Origin of the sequence: Nitrosomonas sp. (genome assembly GCF_020852615.1) — a bacterium.
Lineage (GTDB): Bacteria > Pseudomonadota > Gammaproteobacteria > Burkholderiales > Nitrosomonadaceae > Nitrosomonas.
Genome location: NZ_JADZAJ010000017.1, coordinates 18,170 through 35,381 on the forward strand (window position 1 = coordinate 18,170; position 17,212 = coordinate 35,381).

14 protein-coding genes and 1 pseudogene are annotated in these 17,212 nt (G+C 50.7%); 13 read left to right on the top strand and 2 right to left on the bottom strand.

Annotation, left to right across the window (positions count from 1 at the left end):
* Positions 1-22 precede the first annotated feature (22 nt).
* The 4 genes from IT527_RS03260 to IT527_RS03275 all read left to right on the top strand — a co-directional run bounded on the left by IT527_RS03260 (position 23) and on the right by IT527_RS03275 (position 5,340).
* Positions 23-766, top strand: coding sequence for an HDOD domain-containing protein (locus IT527_RS03260; protein WP_292966514.1), 744 nt, complete (start codon positions 23-25; stop codon positions 764-766).
* A 278-nt stretch (positions 767-1,044) separates the two neighbouring features.
* Positions 1,045-1,182 (top strand): hypothetical protein, encoded by a 138-nt coding sequence (locus IT527_RS03265; RefSeq protein WP_292966517.1) that lies wholly within the window; start codon positions 1,045-1,047, stop codon positions 1,180-1,182.
* A gap of 296 nt (positions 1,183-1,478) precedes the next feature.
* Entirely contained in the window at positions 1,479-4,916 is a 3,438-nt protein-coding gene (locus IT527_RS03270; protein ID WP_292966519.1) for a UvrD-helicase domain-containing protein, read from the top strand.
* Between the two features lie 130 nt (positions 4,917-5,046).
* Positions 5,047-5,340, top strand: coding sequence for a hypothetical protein (locus IT527_RS03275; protein ID WP_292966521.1), 294 nt, complete (start codon positions 5,047-5,049; stop codon positions 5,338-5,340).
* 71 nt (positions 5,341-5,411) lie between these two features.
* On the opposite strand, the gene IT527_RS03280 is transcribed toward IT527_RS03275, so the two are convergent.
* Together IT527_RS03280 and lpxK are read right to left on the bottom strand one after the other, a co-directional pair.
* On the bottom strand, positions 5,412-5,594 hold the full coding sequence (locus tag IT527_RS03280; protein ID WP_292966629.1) for a Trm112 family protein: 183 nt from the start codon (positions 5,592-5,594) through the stop codon (positions 5,412-5,414).
* A gap of 24 nt (positions 5,595-5,618) precedes the next feature.
* Positions 5,619-6,602, bottom strand: a pseudogene (lpxK, locus tag IT527_RS03285) (tetraacyldisaccharide 4'-kinase); the annotation flags it as partial.
* 225 nt (positions 6,603-6,827) lie between these two features.
* Between lpxK and IT527_RS03290 the strand changes: the two are divergent.
* The 9 genes from IT527_RS03290 (at position 6,828) to lpdA (ending at position 17,145) form a co-directional block, all read left to right on the top strand.
* A complete protein-coding gene (locus tag IT527_RS03290; RefSeq protein ID WP_292966523.1) occupies positions 6,828-7,997 on the top strand; it encodes a hypothetical protein in 1,170 nt (389 codons plus the stop codon).
* The gene (locus IT527_RS03295; protein ID WP_292966525.1) at positions 7,997-9,505 is read left to right on the top strand and encodes a GNAT family N-acetyltransferase; all 1,509 of its coding nucleotides are present in this window, start codon (positions 7,997-7,999) and stop codon (positions 9,503-9,505) included. The genes IT527_RS03290 and IT527_RS03295 overlap by 1 nt, the downstream gene beginning before the upstream one ends.
* Positions 9,506-10,096: 591 nt before the next feature.
* Positions 10,097-10,387: an acyl carrier protein gene (locus IT527_RS03300; protein WP_292966527.1), complete on the top strand. Its 291-nt coding sequence runs from the start codon at positions 10,097-10,099 to the stop codon at positions 10,385-10,387.
* Between the two features lie 6 nt (positions 10,388-10,393).
* The gene (locus tag IT527_RS03305; RefSeq protein ID WP_292966529.1) at positions 10,394-11,239 is read left to right on the top strand and encodes a hydrolase 2, exosortase A system-associated; all 846 of its coding nucleotides are present in this window, start codon (positions 10,394-10,396) and stop codon (positions 11,237-11,239) included.
* A complete protein-coding gene (locus IT527_RS03310; RefSeq protein WP_292966532.1) occupies positions 11,236-12,108 on the top strand; it encodes a hydrolase 1, exosortase A system-associated in 873 nt (290 codons plus the stop codon). The genes IT527_RS03305 and IT527_RS03310 overlap by 4 nt, the downstream gene beginning before the upstream one ends.
* Positions 12,102-13,358: a glycosyltransferase gene (locus tag IT527_RS03315; protein ID WP_292966535.1), complete on the top strand. Its 1,257-nt coding sequence runs from the start codon at positions 12,102-12,104 to the stop codon at positions 13,356-13,358. The genes IT527_RS03310 and IT527_RS03315 overlap by 7 nt, the downstream gene beginning before the upstream one ends.
* A 24-nt stretch (positions 13,359-13,382) precedes the next feature.
* Positions 13,383-14,045 (top strand): tetratricopeptide repeat protein, encoded by a 663-nt coding sequence (locus tag IT527_RS03320; RefSeq protein ID WP_292966536.1) that lies wholly within the window; start codon positions 13,383-13,385, stop codon positions 14,043-14,045.
* Positions 14,046-14,090: 45 nt separating this feature from the next.
* Positions 14,091-15,359: a glutamate-5-semialdehyde dehydrogenase gene (locus IT527_RS03325; RefSeq protein ID WP_292966537.1), complete on the top strand. Its 1,269-nt coding sequence runs from the start codon at positions 14,091-14,093 to the stop codon at positions 15,357-15,359.
* Between the two features lie 4 nt (positions 15,360-15,363).
* Positions 15,364-17,145: a dihydrolipoyl dehydrogenase gene (gene lpdA, locus IT527_RS03330; protein WP_292966539.1), complete on the top strand. Its 1,782-nt coding sequence runs from the start codon at positions 15,364-15,366 to the stop codon at positions 17,143-17,145.
* Positions 17,146-17,212 lie beyond the last annotated feature (67 nt).

The following is a 17,212-nucleotide window of genomic DNA, read 5'->3' on the forward strand; positions in this document are numbered from 1 at the left end:
GGTTATTCTGCTGGCGGAGAAAGTGGATAATCCGGAACGTGCGAAAATATGCATGAGCTTGGGGTTCGAGATGTTCCAGGGGTATTTTTTTGCCAGACCGGTTATTGTTTCCGGTAACAAAATTGAATCAGGCAAGTTATCCCTTCTGCGATTACTGTCACTGATCATGCGCGACGCGGAGATCGATGAAGTTGAGCAGTTGCTCAAGCGCGAGCCGGGTTTAAGCTACAGTCTTTTGCGCATGATCAATTCCGTGGCGGCGGCATTGCCGCAGAAAATCGGTTCCATACGGCAGGCCATCATCGCAATGGGATATCAGCCTTTAAAAAGATGGATCCAGCTGCTGCTGTATGCCACCGCTCCTTCCGGCGGGTCGGGCGAGGTCAATGCGCTGATGCAGACTGCCGCCATCCGTGGCAGGACGATGGAGCTGATTGCAATCATTGACCGCCCGCATGACAAAAATTACCAGGATCGGGCCTTTATGACCGGGATCATGTCTTTACTGGATACGCTGTTTGGTATGGAAATCCGGCAGATTGTGGATAAGCTGGAAATGCCGGATGAAGTTATCCGTGCGCTGGTACATCGTGAAGGCCGGCTCGGCTGTAAATTGCGGTTGATCGAGTCCAGAGAAAGAAAGGATATGGAACAGGCCGGGAAAGCCATGGCAGAACTTGAATTTCTTGCTCAGACCGATTTGCTGAAAGTGGAGCTTGACGCTCTGAATTGGGCCAGTCAGGTCAATCAGTCAGCCTTGTCGTGATCGGGACAGTGTATTGCTGTTTGTCTGATATGCCCTGTGTGGTATGTGGAATGACAGTTTTTCAGGCCGGGCCAGACCACGTTGTTGCCAAAATAGTTTTGCTTCCATTGTAAAAAAATCTGGGTTAGAATCCCCCTCAGCTTTATGGGTTTGAAGAACGTATAAAGCGGGTAATGCCGGGTATCTGGACTAAAAAGTAAGTCACCATCAGTTTCCCGCGCGAATGGGAGTTTATCTGAGGTAGGATAAAGCGTTTAACTATATTAGGAGGATAAAGCATGGGATACGATGCAGCGACAACACAGAGAGAAAACGAAAAAAATAAAGCAGCTTGGAAAGTAACCCTGATCACTACAGCAGTCTTTATTGCACTGGGCTGTGTCATCTGGTTTGGTGGGATCGGCGGTAAATACTAATTCTAATCGACCTCCTGTACCATATCAGGCAACCTGGGTTATGAATCCAGGTTGCCTTATTTTTTTATGGGGCAGCAAAATAAAGCAGTCACTTAATTTTGTAGATGCCTGCTAAATGATCGCCACCCTCCAGTTTGTCCCGTTATTGACTTCGTCTGTCGCGCCTGTTCCTGATCTGGAGCGGATTTCATCGCGTTAAGCTTTTCTCTGAGTGAATGGATTTTTTCCATTTCTGTCTGTTTCATAAAAATGTATAAAAGCTGTTTTGCTGCGTTCTTTTTATCCGGACTGGAACGATGAACACAGTCTTGCAACAGGATATTCCAGATCAGGTAGAGCGCCTGCAGGCGCTTGATCCACAGCATTCCTTCATCATTCAGGCACCCGCTGGATCAGGTAAGACGGGATTGCTGACGCAGCGGTTTCTGGTACTGCTTGCGACAGTGGATGAACCGGAAGAGATCATTGCGATTACCTTCACCCGCAAGGCGGCCAGTGAAATGAAGCATCGGATTTTGCAGGCTTTGCGTGCAGCGGCTGATGAGAGGGAGGTAGCGAAGGATGCCTACCAGCGCCAGTTGCGGGAGCTGGCAAACCGGGTGCTGGCACATGATCAGGCGCGGGGTTGGCAGTTGCTGCAAAATCCGTCACGTTTACGTATCCGGACGATTGATTCCTTGTGTGCCTGGCTGGTCGATCGTATGCCGGTATGTTCCCGGCAGGGTGCTTTGTCATCAGTGGCAGAGGATGCGGACAGATTGTATCTGGAAGCAGCCCGTTTGACAGTCGAGGCACTGGAGGAAGAGGGTGAGTGGACTGCAGCAATCGAACATCTGATCGGTCATCTGGACAACCGTCTGGACAGATTGCAGCAGTTGATTGCCGATATGCTGGCGCGGCGCGATTTATGGTTGCACGGTGTGGTTGATGCCGCTAATTCGGATGGTATGCGTGATCGTCTGGAATCCGTGCTGTCTGGCCGGGTTGCGGAAGCAATAGAGCGATTGGCTGATGCTGTTCCTGCCGGCTGCCAACCGGAAATTATCGAGCTGATGCAGTTTGCCGCGGTCAATCTGTCAGAGGCAGAATCCGCCGACAGCAATACAGTCCACTGGCCGGGTAACGCACTTGAAGATCGTCTTGCCTGGGAGAGCATAGCGGATTTCCTGCTCACCCAAACGGGAGACTGGCGTAAACAGGTAACGAAGGCAAACGGGTTCCCGGCACCATCATCAGTACGTGATGCTGACGTAAAAGAATATCTGAACGGAATGAAGCAGCGGATGAGTGAGCTGCTGGCGGCTTTGCAGAATGAGGAGACATTTCGTCAGCAGTTGTGCTTACTCAGGCAACTGCCCCCGGAACGGTATACCGATGAAGAATGGGAAACACTGCAGGCCCTGTTCAGCCTGCTCAAGGTGGCTGCCGGGTATTTGCTGCTGGTTTTTCGGCAACATGGTCAGGTGGATTTTTCCGAAATTGCCATGGCGGCTGTCCGTGCGCTGGGTGAACCGGAAACGCCGACCGATCTGGCGCTGGCACTGGATTATCGTATCCGCCACATCCTGGTGGATGAATTCCAGGATACCTCCTCCAACCAGGCAGAGCTGCTGCAGCGATTGACTGCCGGTTGGCAAACCGGAGATGGACGGACGCTGTTTCTGGTAGGAGATCCGATGCAGTCGATTTACCGCTTCCGGCAGGCGGAAGTCGGGCTGTTTCTGGATATTCGTGATAGTGGCTGTTTTGGCCAGATTCAGATGAAGTTTTTACGTCTTTCAGTCAATTTCCGTTCGCAGGGTGGAATAGTCGACTGGGTAAACCGCTATTTTCCGCAGATATTGCCGGATACGGACAAAGTGGACCTCGGTGCGGTTTCATATGCACCATCCGTGGCTTCCCATGCGGCTTCCGGGCAGGAGGCGGTCAGGGTTTATCCTTGTTTGCAAAGAGATGATCCGGCCGAGGCAAAGCAGGTGGTGGCGATTATTGAGCAGGCAAGAGCCACGCGACCGAATGGCAGAACTGCTGTGCTCGTGCGTAATCGCAGCCATCTGGTAAGTATTGTTGCCAGTCTAAGACAAAAAAAATTGCGTTTCCAGGCGGTGGAAATTGAACAACTGGCGCAGCGCGCAGTGATCCGGGATTTGATGGTATTAACCCGGGCACTGGTACATCCGGCTGATCGTATCGCCTGGCTGGCATTATTGCGTGCCCCGTTTTGCGGGCTTTCCCTGCAGGATTTACATACCGTTGCCAATACGCTGCCACAGCATGTACTGATCGATGCATTGCGTACCTGTGCTGGTTCAGGTGTTTTGAGTGAAGAAGGCGGTCAGCGGGTGAACAGGGTGCTGCCGGTTCTGGAATGTGCATTGACGCTCTACGACAGGATGTCTTTGAGAAGGTGTGTGGAGGGAGCATGGACCAGCCTGGGCGGGCCGGCCTGTGTGCAGGATGAAACAGATCTGGCGGATGCTGAAGTCTATTTTCAGTTGCTGGAAAATTTCGATGTGATCGGTTATCGACCCGATATCCAGGAACTGGATGAACGGCTGATACAGTTGTTTGCCCTGCCGGACGTGGCCGCAGATGATTCGTTACAGCTCATGACTCTGCACAAGGCCAAAGGGCTGGAGTTTGATACAGTGATTTTGCCGGGGCTGGGGAAATCGCCCCGGGGGGATCAGGAGAAGCTGCTCAACTGGCTGGTGTTTCGTGATCAGTCACGGCAATCCGCTTTGTTGTGTGCCCCGATCAGTGCAGCAGGGGGTGAAAAAAACCCGATTTCCGCCTACATTCTGTCTGAAGAAAAGAAACGGACTGCACTGGAAGAGGCGCGCCTGCTGTATGTGGCGGTTACCCGGGCGAAACACAGCCTGCATTTGCTGGGACATCTGAAAGCTGATTCAGGAACGCTGGAGGGGGGCGATAGGCTTAGTCCGCCATCAGATACGTTACTGGCAAAGTTATGGCCCGCGGTGGCGGCAGATTTTCAGAAGCGGCTGCGTGAAACCGGGGTTGAAAATTTGCCTGTATCGAACGGGAGGGCGAGCAGCCCACTGTTTGTCAGTCGAAAGCGTCTGGTACCTGCCTGGCAACCCCCGCCGTTACCAGAAGCCGTGGCAGTTGCCATGCACGCGCATGAGGCCGGTATGACAGAAGAGCCGGTCGATTTTGACTGGGCGGGAGAGCCGGCCCGGCTGGTGGGCGTGGTGGTGCACCGTCTGCTGCACCGTATCGGGCTGGCTGGTATTGAGAACATAAATCAGCAGGATCTGGATGGTTTCATACAGACCGGGCGATCATTACTTATGCAGTCCGGTATTGCCCCTCAGGATCTGGAAACGGCTGTGCAGCAAATTACGAAAACACTCAGGGTAATGTGCGTGGAAGATGAGACGGGCCGCTGGATTCTGAGCAGCCGGCATCAGGAGGCGCACTGTGAATGGGCGCTGCTGGTTGCGGCGGGCGGTTCAACATCCATTAGCATCATTGATCGAACATTTGTGGATACAGCAGGTGTGCGCTGGGTCATTGACTACAAGACAGGATCCCATTCGGGTGGCGGGCTCGAGGAATTTCTTGACCGGGAGCAGCAGCGCTATCGTCCGCAACTGGAGCGCTATGCTCAAGCGTTGCAGCGTATGGAAAATCGCCCCATCCGCCTGGCGATTTATTTCCCGTTACTGGGAAAATGGCGGGAATGGATTCTACCCCGGGGATCCGTCTAATCGGAGGTTCCTCAGATTTCTCACCAGAATCTGACGGCAGTAAAAACAGTCTTTCCAACCCATCTGAATTTTGTCGATGTGCGATCTGTGATCGGAAGCGAGTTTTCCAGTGGTTCCCGTATCTTTCGTCATGGGCCGGGTTGGAGGTTTTGGCGGTTCGCCAGGTGAGTTAGACACTGCCAATCTGGAGAGCATCGAGGCGCTAAGAGGTCCGGCTGCCGTACTGTTTGATCGTATCGAGCCGGGTGGACTGGATCAGTATTATCACCAGGGAGCTCTGGAAATTCCCTGTTATTCGGTGGCCAGGATCGTATTACCTTGTAAGACAGGCTCCATACTTATGGGTGGCGGACGCTATGACCGGGATATTGAAGCCGCCGGAAACAGGGATCGGCCTATGAGCCGATGGAAAATTCAGGGCTGAGAGGCAGACACGACGGATATCCGCCGTGTAAATAATTTTCTGAATGGAAAGGGGTATGAAAGAGCGTGGCGCTATTTGATTTCTTCTTCGTCAGGCAGTTTTCTGGCTTCATCTTCCAGCATGACGGGGATGCCATCCCGAATGGGATACGCCAGCCGATCTGCCTTGCAGATCAGTTCCCTCTGGTCTTTTTTATAGATAAGCGGGCTTTTGCATAACGGACAAACCAGAATATCCAGCAGTTTTGGATCCATAAATTTTTCTCTCAGCTTGTTAAGTATGATTTCGCGCAACCCGAGGTCAATACGATATTCCTGCTGCAAGACCCAGATGCGTTCATCGTGTAAATTCAGGCATTTTACTGCATCTTCTTCGGATACCAGGATGATTTCAGCTTCATCCGGCTGGAAATCTGCTGCAGTAAAGTGATGCTCTTCCGGAAATACACAGGGAGTGACGGCCAGTTTTAGAAATTCAAGATCATCCAGAAAATTTTGCATCTCTGAGCTGCAGACAATGGCGTGAATACGTTTGTTCGCCAGCTCAGCCGCACTGACTGTCTGCTGCGGCTGCAACAGATTAAAAAAGCGTTCTTTCAGAGGATAGATACCTATTTTTCTGACTTTTTCTTCAATATCCGGCAGTTGCTTCTGATGTCCGGCCAGCACGACCGCATCCGTATGCTGCAAGCGTGTAAAACTGTCCCGCAGCGGGCCGGCCGGCATGATCAGGCCGTTTCCCGAGTTGATGACACCGGTGTCAACGATAATGGCTTCAAAATCACGCAACAAACGAAAATCCTGTAAACCGTCATCACAGATCAGTACGTTGCATTCCCTGTGAGCATTGAGTAAAGCCTTTGCTGTTTCAATCCGGTCATAACCAATCCAGATGGGACAGGTTTCACGTAAATGATAGGCGAGTAACAGTGCTTTTACGCCGGCGATATGAGGTGATTTATTGAGAGTCACTCTCACGGGCGGGAGGTGGTTATCGGGATGACCCCGACTGATGATCCCGGGCCGCAGTCCGGCTGCTTTCAGGGTGTTGACAACCTGAATGATGAGTGGCGCCTTGACTGTACTTTTAGTGGTAATGCCGTCTATAACGATGACTGGAACGGGTAAGCGAACCGGGGTGAGTACCGCACGCCGGTAAAGAGTACGCCGGATGGCCTGAAACGAAACAAACAGCCGGCTGAGTGGCCACAGAAAAAGGTGCAGCGGAGTAATGCGCTGCCAGTAAAGTTCAGACCAGTTCATAATGAGGTGATTGAAGTGTTGTTAGAGCTACTTATGAATAAATGTAGTACTGAAAGTCTTCGGCTTAAAGTAATTATGAAAAGAGATCACTGTTAGTTGTATTGGGTAAGCCTTAATAATTAAATTACAATTTACCCGATCTCGGGTTGCGACTGTGTACACTTTGTTTATGCGACAAGAAAGCTGATCAGATTTTTCTATTTACAGATGGAGAAAGTTTGAACTATGCCCAGGCTTATTAGAAGAGTGGCGCGGGAAATTTTAACAGTGTGGAAACATCACCGTGAGAGAGTTCAGCGTGCTCCACTATATTCTCCAGATGAATACGACCTTGATCTTGAGCGCCATCTCCAAGAGGCTATTGCATGGCTGAAACGTGCTCAGGATACTGGTACCGACCGGGGTGTTTCCTACGGTGTGGTTTTCGGACAGGATTTTGATGTTAGTTACCCAGAGACTACAGGCTACATCTGTCAGACTTTTGTTGAACAGGAAAAGTTGACGGGGGATACAGATTTACTTGATCGTGCAGTTGCTATGGCTGATTGGGAGATTGCTGTTCAGCTTCCAACCGGTGCTGTGATGGGAGGTAAGTTCAATCTGGAGCCTACGCCGGCAGTATTCAACACCGGCATGGTTCTCCTCGGCTGGAGCGCATTGATTCATCGTACGGGTGAGGAACGTTTCAAACAAGCTGCACGCCGTGCCTCCGACTGGCTGGTGTCTATTCAAGAGCCTGATGGTACATGGATACGTGGTCATTCACAATTTGCCACTCCCGGTATGGCGCTGTACAACGTGAAGGCTGCCTGGGGGTTGTGTGAGGCAGGTTTCGCTCTTGGCGAGGAGCGTTATATATCTGCAGCGTTGCGTAATGCGGAGAATTGTCTTTTTCGACAGCGCTCGAATGGCTGGTTGCCTGATTGCTGTTTGTCAGATGCATATGCACCGCTTTTGCATACCTTGGCGTATGCAATGCAAGGCCTGCTCTGGATCGGGAACCTGACCAGCCGCAAGGATTTAATTGAAGGTGCACGTTTACTCGCAGATGCAGAGATTGGGATTATGCATGCTGACGGGTTTCTTCCCGGGCGCCAGCGAGAAGATTTTTCCGCCGCGGTTGACTGGTGTTGCCTGACAGGATCAGCACAGACATCGATAGTTTGGAACGAACTTTACTCTCTTACCGGGGAAGAAAAATATCGTGAAGCAGCTCACCTGGTAAATCGTTATCTGATGGCACGGCATGATATTCGAAATCCTGATATTCGGTTACGTGGAGGTGTCGCTGGGTCATGGCCTGTCTGGGGTGACTATGGTCGGCTAAGTATTTTGAATTGGGCTACCAAGTTTTTTGTGGATGCACTCAGTCGTGAACAGAGGATGTCGAGGTGATGAAGTTCATTGCTTGCCCTGCTGAAGGTGATGTAATCGCAGTACTGGAAAAGCTTCAGCCAGCCAATCCGTTTGCAACGGTTGCTTATTTCGAATCGATGCGGTTACTCGGTTATTCGATATGGGTAGTGGGCTTGCAGGACTCAGCCAGTAAGCTTGTGTATGGTTGTGGGGCTTTTATCAAGAAGGGAAAGTTAAATAGCACGCTTCAGATTACTTCACTTCCAAATCTGGGCGTGGACAGTCATGTATTTTGGCAGGGCTTGCGTGACTTCTCACGCCGAGGTGGTATTACGCAGCTGGAATTAGGCACATACGCATCACCATACGGAACTGACCCACCACTGTTTGATCGGCGTTGTACGCGGAAAAAACGCTGTGAGTTTATCCTTGATATCTCCGGCGATCTTGCCGAGATGCTGAGCAGTAACCACCGACGGAATGTGAAGAAGGCGCAGAAAGCGGGTATTGTCGTGAAGCAAACACGGTCGGCTGAGGCAGCGGTTGTACATCATGAGCTGATGAACCAGTCAATGGATCGACGGCGATCCCGGGGTGAAAAGATCTCCCTTGATGGCCCATCTCCTGAGATTGCAGCGATTCTCAAATCTGGTGCTGGAGAACTGTTTCAGGCAATTCACGAAGGGAGCGTTCTCTCCAGTATTTTGGTTCTGCAAGCTGCGGGAGGAAGTTACTACCAGTCTGCAGGAACGTCACCGGATGGCATGGCGGTAGGTGCATCACACTTCCTAATTCACAGTATTACCATTAAGTTGAAGTCGGAAGGGGCTTACATATTCAACCTCGGTGGCGCAGATGAAGATTCGACACTTGGGCGATTCAAGAAGGGGTTTGGCGCTTCTCATATACCGCTGTTTTCCGCCAGTTGTTATGTCGGCCCCGACTGGCGGTACGGTATTGGTAGAGTGCTGGAACTGATTCGTTCAGACCGAAAGATGCTATTGCACCTGTTTGCTGGTGGCTGGTCGCGCATGTTGATCTACGCCGCAGATGCTGCTGCCAGCAGTACCTTGGAGTCGGTTGATTGGGAGTTTCGTGCACTTACAGATGAGGATCTGCGTAATATTACAACGACGGATCCATTATTTCGTACTCGTCAGATGGGTCGCTTGGAGCGATTCGGATGCAGTTATGCCTACGGTGTATTTGCTGACGGCCAAATTGCTCACGTATCCTGGCTTCTGCCGGCTGCAGCGATGAATAAGGATTTGCCGCGCGTTATCTGTGCGAGTGAAGATGTAGCAGAGATTACTGCATGTGAGACTTTGTCCGAGTTCCGTGGTCGCGGGATTTACGGTTTTGCCATCCGAAATCTTCTTGGATTAGCACGCGAAAACGGTGTACAGCGTGTCTTTATGAAAACGTTGTCCGGCAACCGGGCGTCACAGTCAGGTATCGAAAAGGCAGGGTTGAAGCGGGTGGGATCGGCCATCTTGATTACTCTCCCGCTGACTCGACGGCAAGTCATCTGGCGACGGTTTCGATGACCTCTGAATTTGGGCTCACATTGCTGTATTGGTTGAAGAATCAACCGCGCAACTTTCTGTGCCCGTTTTGTTTCACTGCTATGTGATCTCCCCTGAAAAACATATTAAGCATCTGATTTTAGTGGAATATATCGCTGTCTGTTCTGATCAAATCGACTGGGAATGATAAAATTAGTGTTATTTTCCCGGTCGAAATGGTGATTGACAATGCTCACTCCGAGTAAAACTTTCCATCAGCGCAATCTGTTGACGGTCGATCTTTTGTGGCAGCCTGATCCTGCAGATTCTCTGCTGCAACTGGCAAGGGTAATTCCCTGGCACGAAACTGTGTTACCAGCGGGACAAAACACAAGCAGTGCAAAAGACGTGCAACCATTGAACCCATCATTGGCCATTTTCTGGCTGTTTTCCCCGGGCGGAAAATACAGAAATCACCTCTGTTTTCTGATAAAGGCCTCAGTTCATGCAAGTTGATCTGAATGAACAACAGAAAATCTGGTTTGATTCCAAAAATAATAATCAGCAATGTGAGTTTTTCAGGGGCGACTATACAGACCCAATAGCCGGCACGTTTTAAGAAACTGCCTTAAAATGCCGCTAACATTAAATAATGGTTTTTATGGAGTGATTATGCAGCATCTTGAAGCAGTCAGAAATATTTTGGGTGATGTGCTGAATCTCGGAGAGAGAAAGTACACACTGACAGCCAGTTCTGTTTTACTCGGAAATATCCCGGAGCTGGATTCGATGGCGGTGGTCAACGTAATTACTGCGCTGGAAGATTACTTCGATTTTTCAGTGGATGACGATGAAATCAGTGCGCAGACGTTTGAAACACTTGGAAGTTTGGCGCTGTTCGTCGAACATAAATTATCACACTGAGTCCTTATGCTGAGTCCACCGGCTGAACCTTTTTTTCTGGATGCTTCGCCGGGTAAGCGTTTTTGTCTTTACCATTCTCCTGTCGGGAATACGTTACTTAATCAGGCATTTATTTATCTTCATCCATTCGCTGAGGAAATGAATAAATCCCGGCGCATGGCTGCGCTGCAGGCCAAAGCGTTTGCAGCAGCCGGAGCGGGCGTGTTGCAGATCGATTTGTATGGTTGCGGAGACAGTGAAGGGGATTTTGGCGAGGCTACCTGGGAGATCTGGAAAAACGATGTTGAATCTGCTTACCGATGGTTAATACAACAGGGATTTACATCGGTTCATTTTTGGGGATTACGGCTGGGAGCCCTGCTGGCACTGGATTATGCAGCAAGTAAAAAAACGAGGACTGATCCGGCAAAATTTGTACTCTGGCAGCCCGTCGTCAACGGTAAATCATTGTTGACCCAGTTTTTACGTTTGAAGCTGGTAAATGAACTCCTGTCGGATGATATGGAAAAAACCTCGAGTGTTCAGGTTTTTCGTGAAAAACTGGCAACAGGCAAACCGCTGGAGGTAGCGGGTTATGTTCTCTCATCTGCGATGGCAGCTGCAATTGATAAATTGAAATTAAGTCGGCTTACCGTCAAAAACAGCGAAGTATACTGGTTTGAAATTACACCTGATGCCGGGCGCGGACTCTCTCCAGCCGGTGTTTCAGTCGTGGAGGCCTGGAATCAGTCCGGTATTTACCCGGAAGTAACGTGTATCCCCGGTCTGCCATTCTGGGCGACACAGGAAATCAGTGAATGTCCGGCACTGCTGACAGCCACTGCCAGGCCATTTGCCGGAACCCAGCCATGAATTTTCAGGAACAGGCGGTACGTTTCTGCTGCCATCACGACTGGCTTTACGGGATTTTACATCTGCCGCAGCAACCGGTTACACGAGGTGTGCTGATCGTGGTTGGCGGGCCGCAATATCGTGCCGGCAGTCACCGGCAGTTTGTTTTGCTTGCACGTTATCTGGCGGAACGTGGCATTCCTGTAATGCGATTTGATTGCCGGGGGATGGGAGACAGTGACGGCGAGATACGGACATTTGAACATGTTGAAGAAGATTTGCGCGGTGCCACCGATTTTTTCTTTAGCGAATGTCCTTTTCTGGAGGATGTTGTTATCTGGGGGTTGTGTGATGCCGCATCAGCTGCTTTATTTTATGCCCATCAGGATCAGCGGGTGAGCGGGCTGGTGTTGCTGAATCCCTGGGTTCGAACAGAACAGGGTATTGCCAGGGCGTACCTGAAACATTATTACCTGGAGCGTTTGTCTGAACCGGCGTTCTGGAAGAAGTTACTGGGGGGACAATTCAACCTGCTGGCTTCCATCCGGTCTCTGTACGAATTTGGCAGGAGCAGCGTACAGAGCAGAAAAGAAGCGGTTGTTTCAGAAGAGAAGGCCGGTTCATCGTGCGATCCGGCCGCGCCTTTGCCGGAGCGTATGCTGGATGGCCTGAAGTATTTTCAGGGAAAAACACTGATTATTACCAGTGGAAATGATCTGACAGCACGCGAATTTCTGGATTTGATTGATTCATCGGCAGACTGGCAGGAAACAATGAGAGCAAAGCAGGCAGAGCTTTTCCACATGGAAGGCGCCAACCATACGTTTTCCACACGCGAATGGCGTGACCAGGTGGCGGAACTGACCGGAAACCGGGTGCTGTCATGGTAAAACGTGTATTGATGATTGCCTACCATTTCCCGCCTTTGCACGGCAGCAGCGGGATGCAGCGCACGCTGCGTTTTGCCCGGTATCTGCCTGATCACGGCTGGGAACCGATTGTTCTGGCGCCTTCACCGCGCGCTTATCAGCAGACGGATTCCGGTCAGCTGGCGGATATTCCGGAACAGGTGCGAGTCTATCGTGCTTTTGCGCTGGATACGGCGAGACATCTTTCGTTGAAAGGGCGATATCCGCTGCTGCTGGCTCAGCCGGATCGCTGGGTGAGCTGGTGGCTGGGCGCTGTGCCTGCAGGGTGGTATCTGATTAAAAAATACAAACCAGATGTCATCTGGTCGACTTACCCTATTGCAACAGCGCATCTGATCGGATTGAGTCTGCACCGTTTGACAGGCATTCCATGGGTGGCTGATTTCAGAGATCCCATGGTACAACCGGATTACCCACCTCATCCCCTGACTTATCGTGCTTATGAATGGGTGGAAAATAAAACGATTGAATATTGCTCCGGTGCGGTTTTTACGACACCCGGTACGTTAAGGGATTATCAGGTCAGGTTTCCGCATACTCCGGCGTCCCGGTTTCATTTAATAGAAAACGGGTATGACGAATCCAGTTTTACGGCTGTCACCCGTTCTGTGAGCCAGACTGCCCAAACCGGCCGGATTACCTTACTGCACAGCGGCATTATTTATCCATCGGAGCGTGATCCAACCTGCTTGTTTGAAGCACTGGCCACTTTGCTGAAGCAGAAGATTATTAGCGCCGAAAGCTTGCATATTATCCTGCGTGCTTCACATCATGAAGCGTATCTGCAATCCCTGATTGATCGTTTTGAAATTGGAGCCATTGTTTCACTTGCACCTCCAATTTCTTACAATAAGGCACTGGCAGAAATGCTAACTGTTGACGGATTGCTGATTCTGCAGGCGGCAAACTGTAACAATCAGATTCCTGCCAAATTGTATGAGTATTTGCGTGCGCAACGACCTATTCTGGCGTTGACAGATCCAATCGGTGATACGGCAGAAAAGCTCAAAAATGTGGGGATTGATACGATCGCTCCTCTGGATTCAAAGGAAGCAATCATGGAAGGACTGAACCGGTTTCTTGCATTATTGAAGGCAAACAGGGCGCCGGTTGCTCCAATGGATAAAATATTATCCAATTCCCGGAAAGCGGGGACTGAAGTACTGGCCGGGTTGCTGGATGGTATCAGGGAAACGGCCGGGAAACAGTGAACTCTGATGAGGTACGGAACATCTATGAAGATTCTGACGATTTTTATTGTAATGGTATTTTTTTTCCTGTCTTCATCGGCGGGAGCGGCCAGAAATAAAATTTATTGCGGTGAGTTGAAGGGGCCATGGTATGGCCCGTATGATTATCTGGAGAGGTTTAATTTAAAGGATAATCTGGATATTGTAGAAATTGCTCACTTTACTCCTGATGTGGAGAATCTGATCAGCGGAAATACAAGCACAACTCCCGCCGGGGATCTTAGCTACACGCTTAATGCCTGGCCCAATCATCACCGTGCTTTGGCAACACTTGTCAAATACTCAATCAGGGAAAAATCCACCCGTATTCAAGGATTGAAATATCCGGTGGAGTGTTACTTCGACCGGGCGATTCGTATGAATGCCAAAGATGCACAGGTTCGCTCGATCTATAGCGCATTTTTATCCCATCACAACAGAAATAAAGAAGCACTCGAACAGCTGCAGGTAGCCGTCAATTTAGAGCCAGATAACGCAACATTTCTCTATAACCTCGGGTTGCTGTATTTCAAGCAGAAAAACTACGAAAAGGCCAGTCATTATGCCGGGCAGGCTTATGCACTCGGTTATCCGTTGCCGGGTCTCAGAAACAAGCTGATTCAGGCAGGTAAATGGAAAGGGGGGGCAGCAAAAAATTCCGGCGAGTAACCGGTTGCCGGGTCGCCTGAATTATTCAATTACCGTTAAAGCGATATGGAAAGAGACGAAAAAATACACGCTGACATGCAGGCGCTCGGGCGAGCGGCACGTGCAGCGGCTCGCACAGTTGTAAAAGCAGATACGGCGGCCAGGAATCACGCGCTGATTGCCATGGCTCAGGCTGTTCGTCGTGATGAGGTGTTGTTGCTGGCGGCTAATGCGGCAGATGTGATCCGGGCCAGAGACAAAGGCATCGAATCAGCCATGATTGATCGCCTGACTTTAACTTCGAAGGGGGTTGCCAATATGGCTGCCGGCCTGGAACAGATTGCCACGTTGCCTGATCCGATTGGGGCAGTGACAGATCTGGATTACCGCCCGTCCGGTATTCAGGTGGGTAAAATGCGGGTGCCGCTGGGAGTGATTGGTATTATTTATGAAGCACGTCCGAATGTGACGGCGGATGCGGCCGGTTTGTGTCTGAAAGCGGGCAATGCAGCGATTTTGCGTGGAGGGTCTGAAGCCATACGAAGTAATCAGGCCATTGCTGCCTGCGTGAAAGAAGGGCTCAGATCAGCCGGGTTGCCCGAGCAGGCGGTGCAGGTGGTGGAGACGACGGATCGCGCGGCAGTAAGCGCACTGATTACCATGAATGAGTATGTGGATGTGATTGTTCCGCGCGGTGGCAAGGGGTTAATCGAACGGATTGCCAATGAGGCACGTGTCCCGGTTATCAAACATCTGGATGGTGTGTGCCATGTGTATGTTGATTTATCGGCCGATCTGGAAAAAGCCGTGCGTGTTGCTGATAACGCCAAAACACAGCGTTATGGCACATGCAACACGATGGAAACGCTGCTGGTACATACCGGAATCGCTGAGCAGTTTCTGCCGCGTATCTGCAGAATATTTGTGGAGAAAGGAGTGGAGCTGCGCGGAGATGAGGCCGCTCGTGCACTTGTTACCGGGATGAAGCCGGCAGTGGAGGAAGACTGGTATGCGGAATATCTTGCACCTGTCCTGAGTATTCGTATCGTAGCCGGTATCGACCAGGCTATTACCCATATTGCCACTTATGGATCGCAGCACACGGATGCCATCGTGACTGAGGATTATTCCCGTGCGCGGCAATTTCTGCGTGAAGTGGATTCCAGTTCAGTGATGGTGAATGCTTCGACGCGTTTTGCGGACGGATTTGAATACGGGTTGGGTGCGGAAATCGGTATTTCCACAGATAAACTGCATGCACGCGGTCCGGTGGGACTGGAAGGGTTAACCAGCCAGAAATTCATCGTGCTGGGTGATGGCCATATCAGAGAATAAAAACATGACGCAACTGACAGAAGTAACTTTGCCTGATATTGGTGATTTCAGGGATGTCCCGGTCGTAGAGATTCTCATCAGTCCGGGCGATGAGGTTGAGCAGGAAGCATCGTTGCTGGTGCTTGAGACGGATAAAGCAACGCTGGAAGTGCCTGCACCGCAGGCGGGCATTGTGCGGAAGCTGCATGTCAAAGTAGGGGACAAAATTTCGCAAGGTTCGCTTATTGTTACACTGGAAACAAAGGGGGCGGATAACCCGGCAGCATTACCGTCATCACCCGGAGTGGTGGCAAAAACAGATGCTCAGCCTGCTGTAATAAATGCGGACAAAGTGCCAGTCAGTAAAAATACCCCTGCTCCAGCTCCTCTAACCGGCCGTGGTGAAATACATGCCGATGTTGTTGTGCTGGGTGCCGGGCCGGGTGGTTATACAGCGGCATTTCGTGCTGCTGATCTGGGCAGGCAGGTTGTATTGATCGAGCGCTATTCCATATTGGGCGGGGTTTGCCTGAATGTGGGCTGTATTCCCTCCAAGGCGCTGTTACATGCTGCAAAAACACTGACAGAAGCAAAAGAAGCCAGTCTGTACGGTATCCGTTTTGGTCAGCCTGAAATTGATATCAGCAAGCTGCGCGCCTGGAAAGAATCGGTGGTCGGGAAACTGACCAAAGGCTTATCAGCGCTTGCCCGGCAGCGCAGGGTAACTACCCTTCATGGTACGGGGGAGTTCGTTAATCCTCATCTGATCAAGATTGAAACACCGGAAGGAATCAAAACAGTTTCGTTCGATCATTGCATTATTGCTGCCGGCTCCAGTGCAGTGCGTATTCCCGGTTTTCCCGATGATGAACGTATTATTGATTCCACCGGGGCGCTGGCATTGACAGAAATTCCTGAACGTATGCTTATTCTGGGAGGGGGGATCATCGGACTGGAGATGGCCACGGTCTATCATGCACTGGGTAGCAGAATCAGCATTGTGGAGCGGATGGCGCAGCTTATACCGGGAGCCGATGCTGATCTGGTCAGGCCGCTCACCAAAAAACTGAAAACAGAATGTGAAGCAATTTACCTCAATACCAGTGTCAGCCGGATTGAGGCGGATAATGAGGGCTTGCAGGTGTTTTTCGAAGGTGAGCAGGCACCAGAGCCACAACGCTATGACCGGGTGCTGGTTGCGGTCGGGCGGCGGCCTAACGGGATGCTGATCAATGCCGGAGCGGCAGGTGTCAGTGTGGATGAACGTGGATTCATCGCTGTGGATGAGCAGATGCGAACCAATGTGCCACATATTTTTGCCATTGGCGATATTGTCGGAAATCCCATGCTGGCACATAAAGCCTCGTACGAAGGCAAAATTGCAGCAGAAGTGATTGCCGGGCACAAGGTGGCGTTTGATGCACGCACCATTCCTTCAGTTGCCTATACCGATCCTGAAATTGCCTGGATGGGGCTAACTGAAACTGAGGCTGAAAAGCAGGGTATCGCTTATGAGAAAGCGGTATTTCCGTGGGCTGCCAGTGGTCGTGCTATTACTATGGCGCGTGATGAAGGTATGACCAAGCTGCTTTTCGATAAGGATACAAAAAGAATTGTGGGGGCCGGCATGGTTGGATCGCATGCAGGGGAACTGATTGCGGAAACCGTGCTGGCACTGGAAATGGGAGCGGATATGCAGGACATCGGGCTGACTGTCCACCCCCACCCCACTTTATCCGAGACCGTTTTTTTTGCTGCTGAGCTGGCCGAAGGTACGATTACGGATCTTTACGTGCCGAAAAAGTAACAGCAATGTAACGCAGCAGCTGGTTGACTGTTTTTCCTGTTCAGTCAACCAGCCGGTCGCCATATAA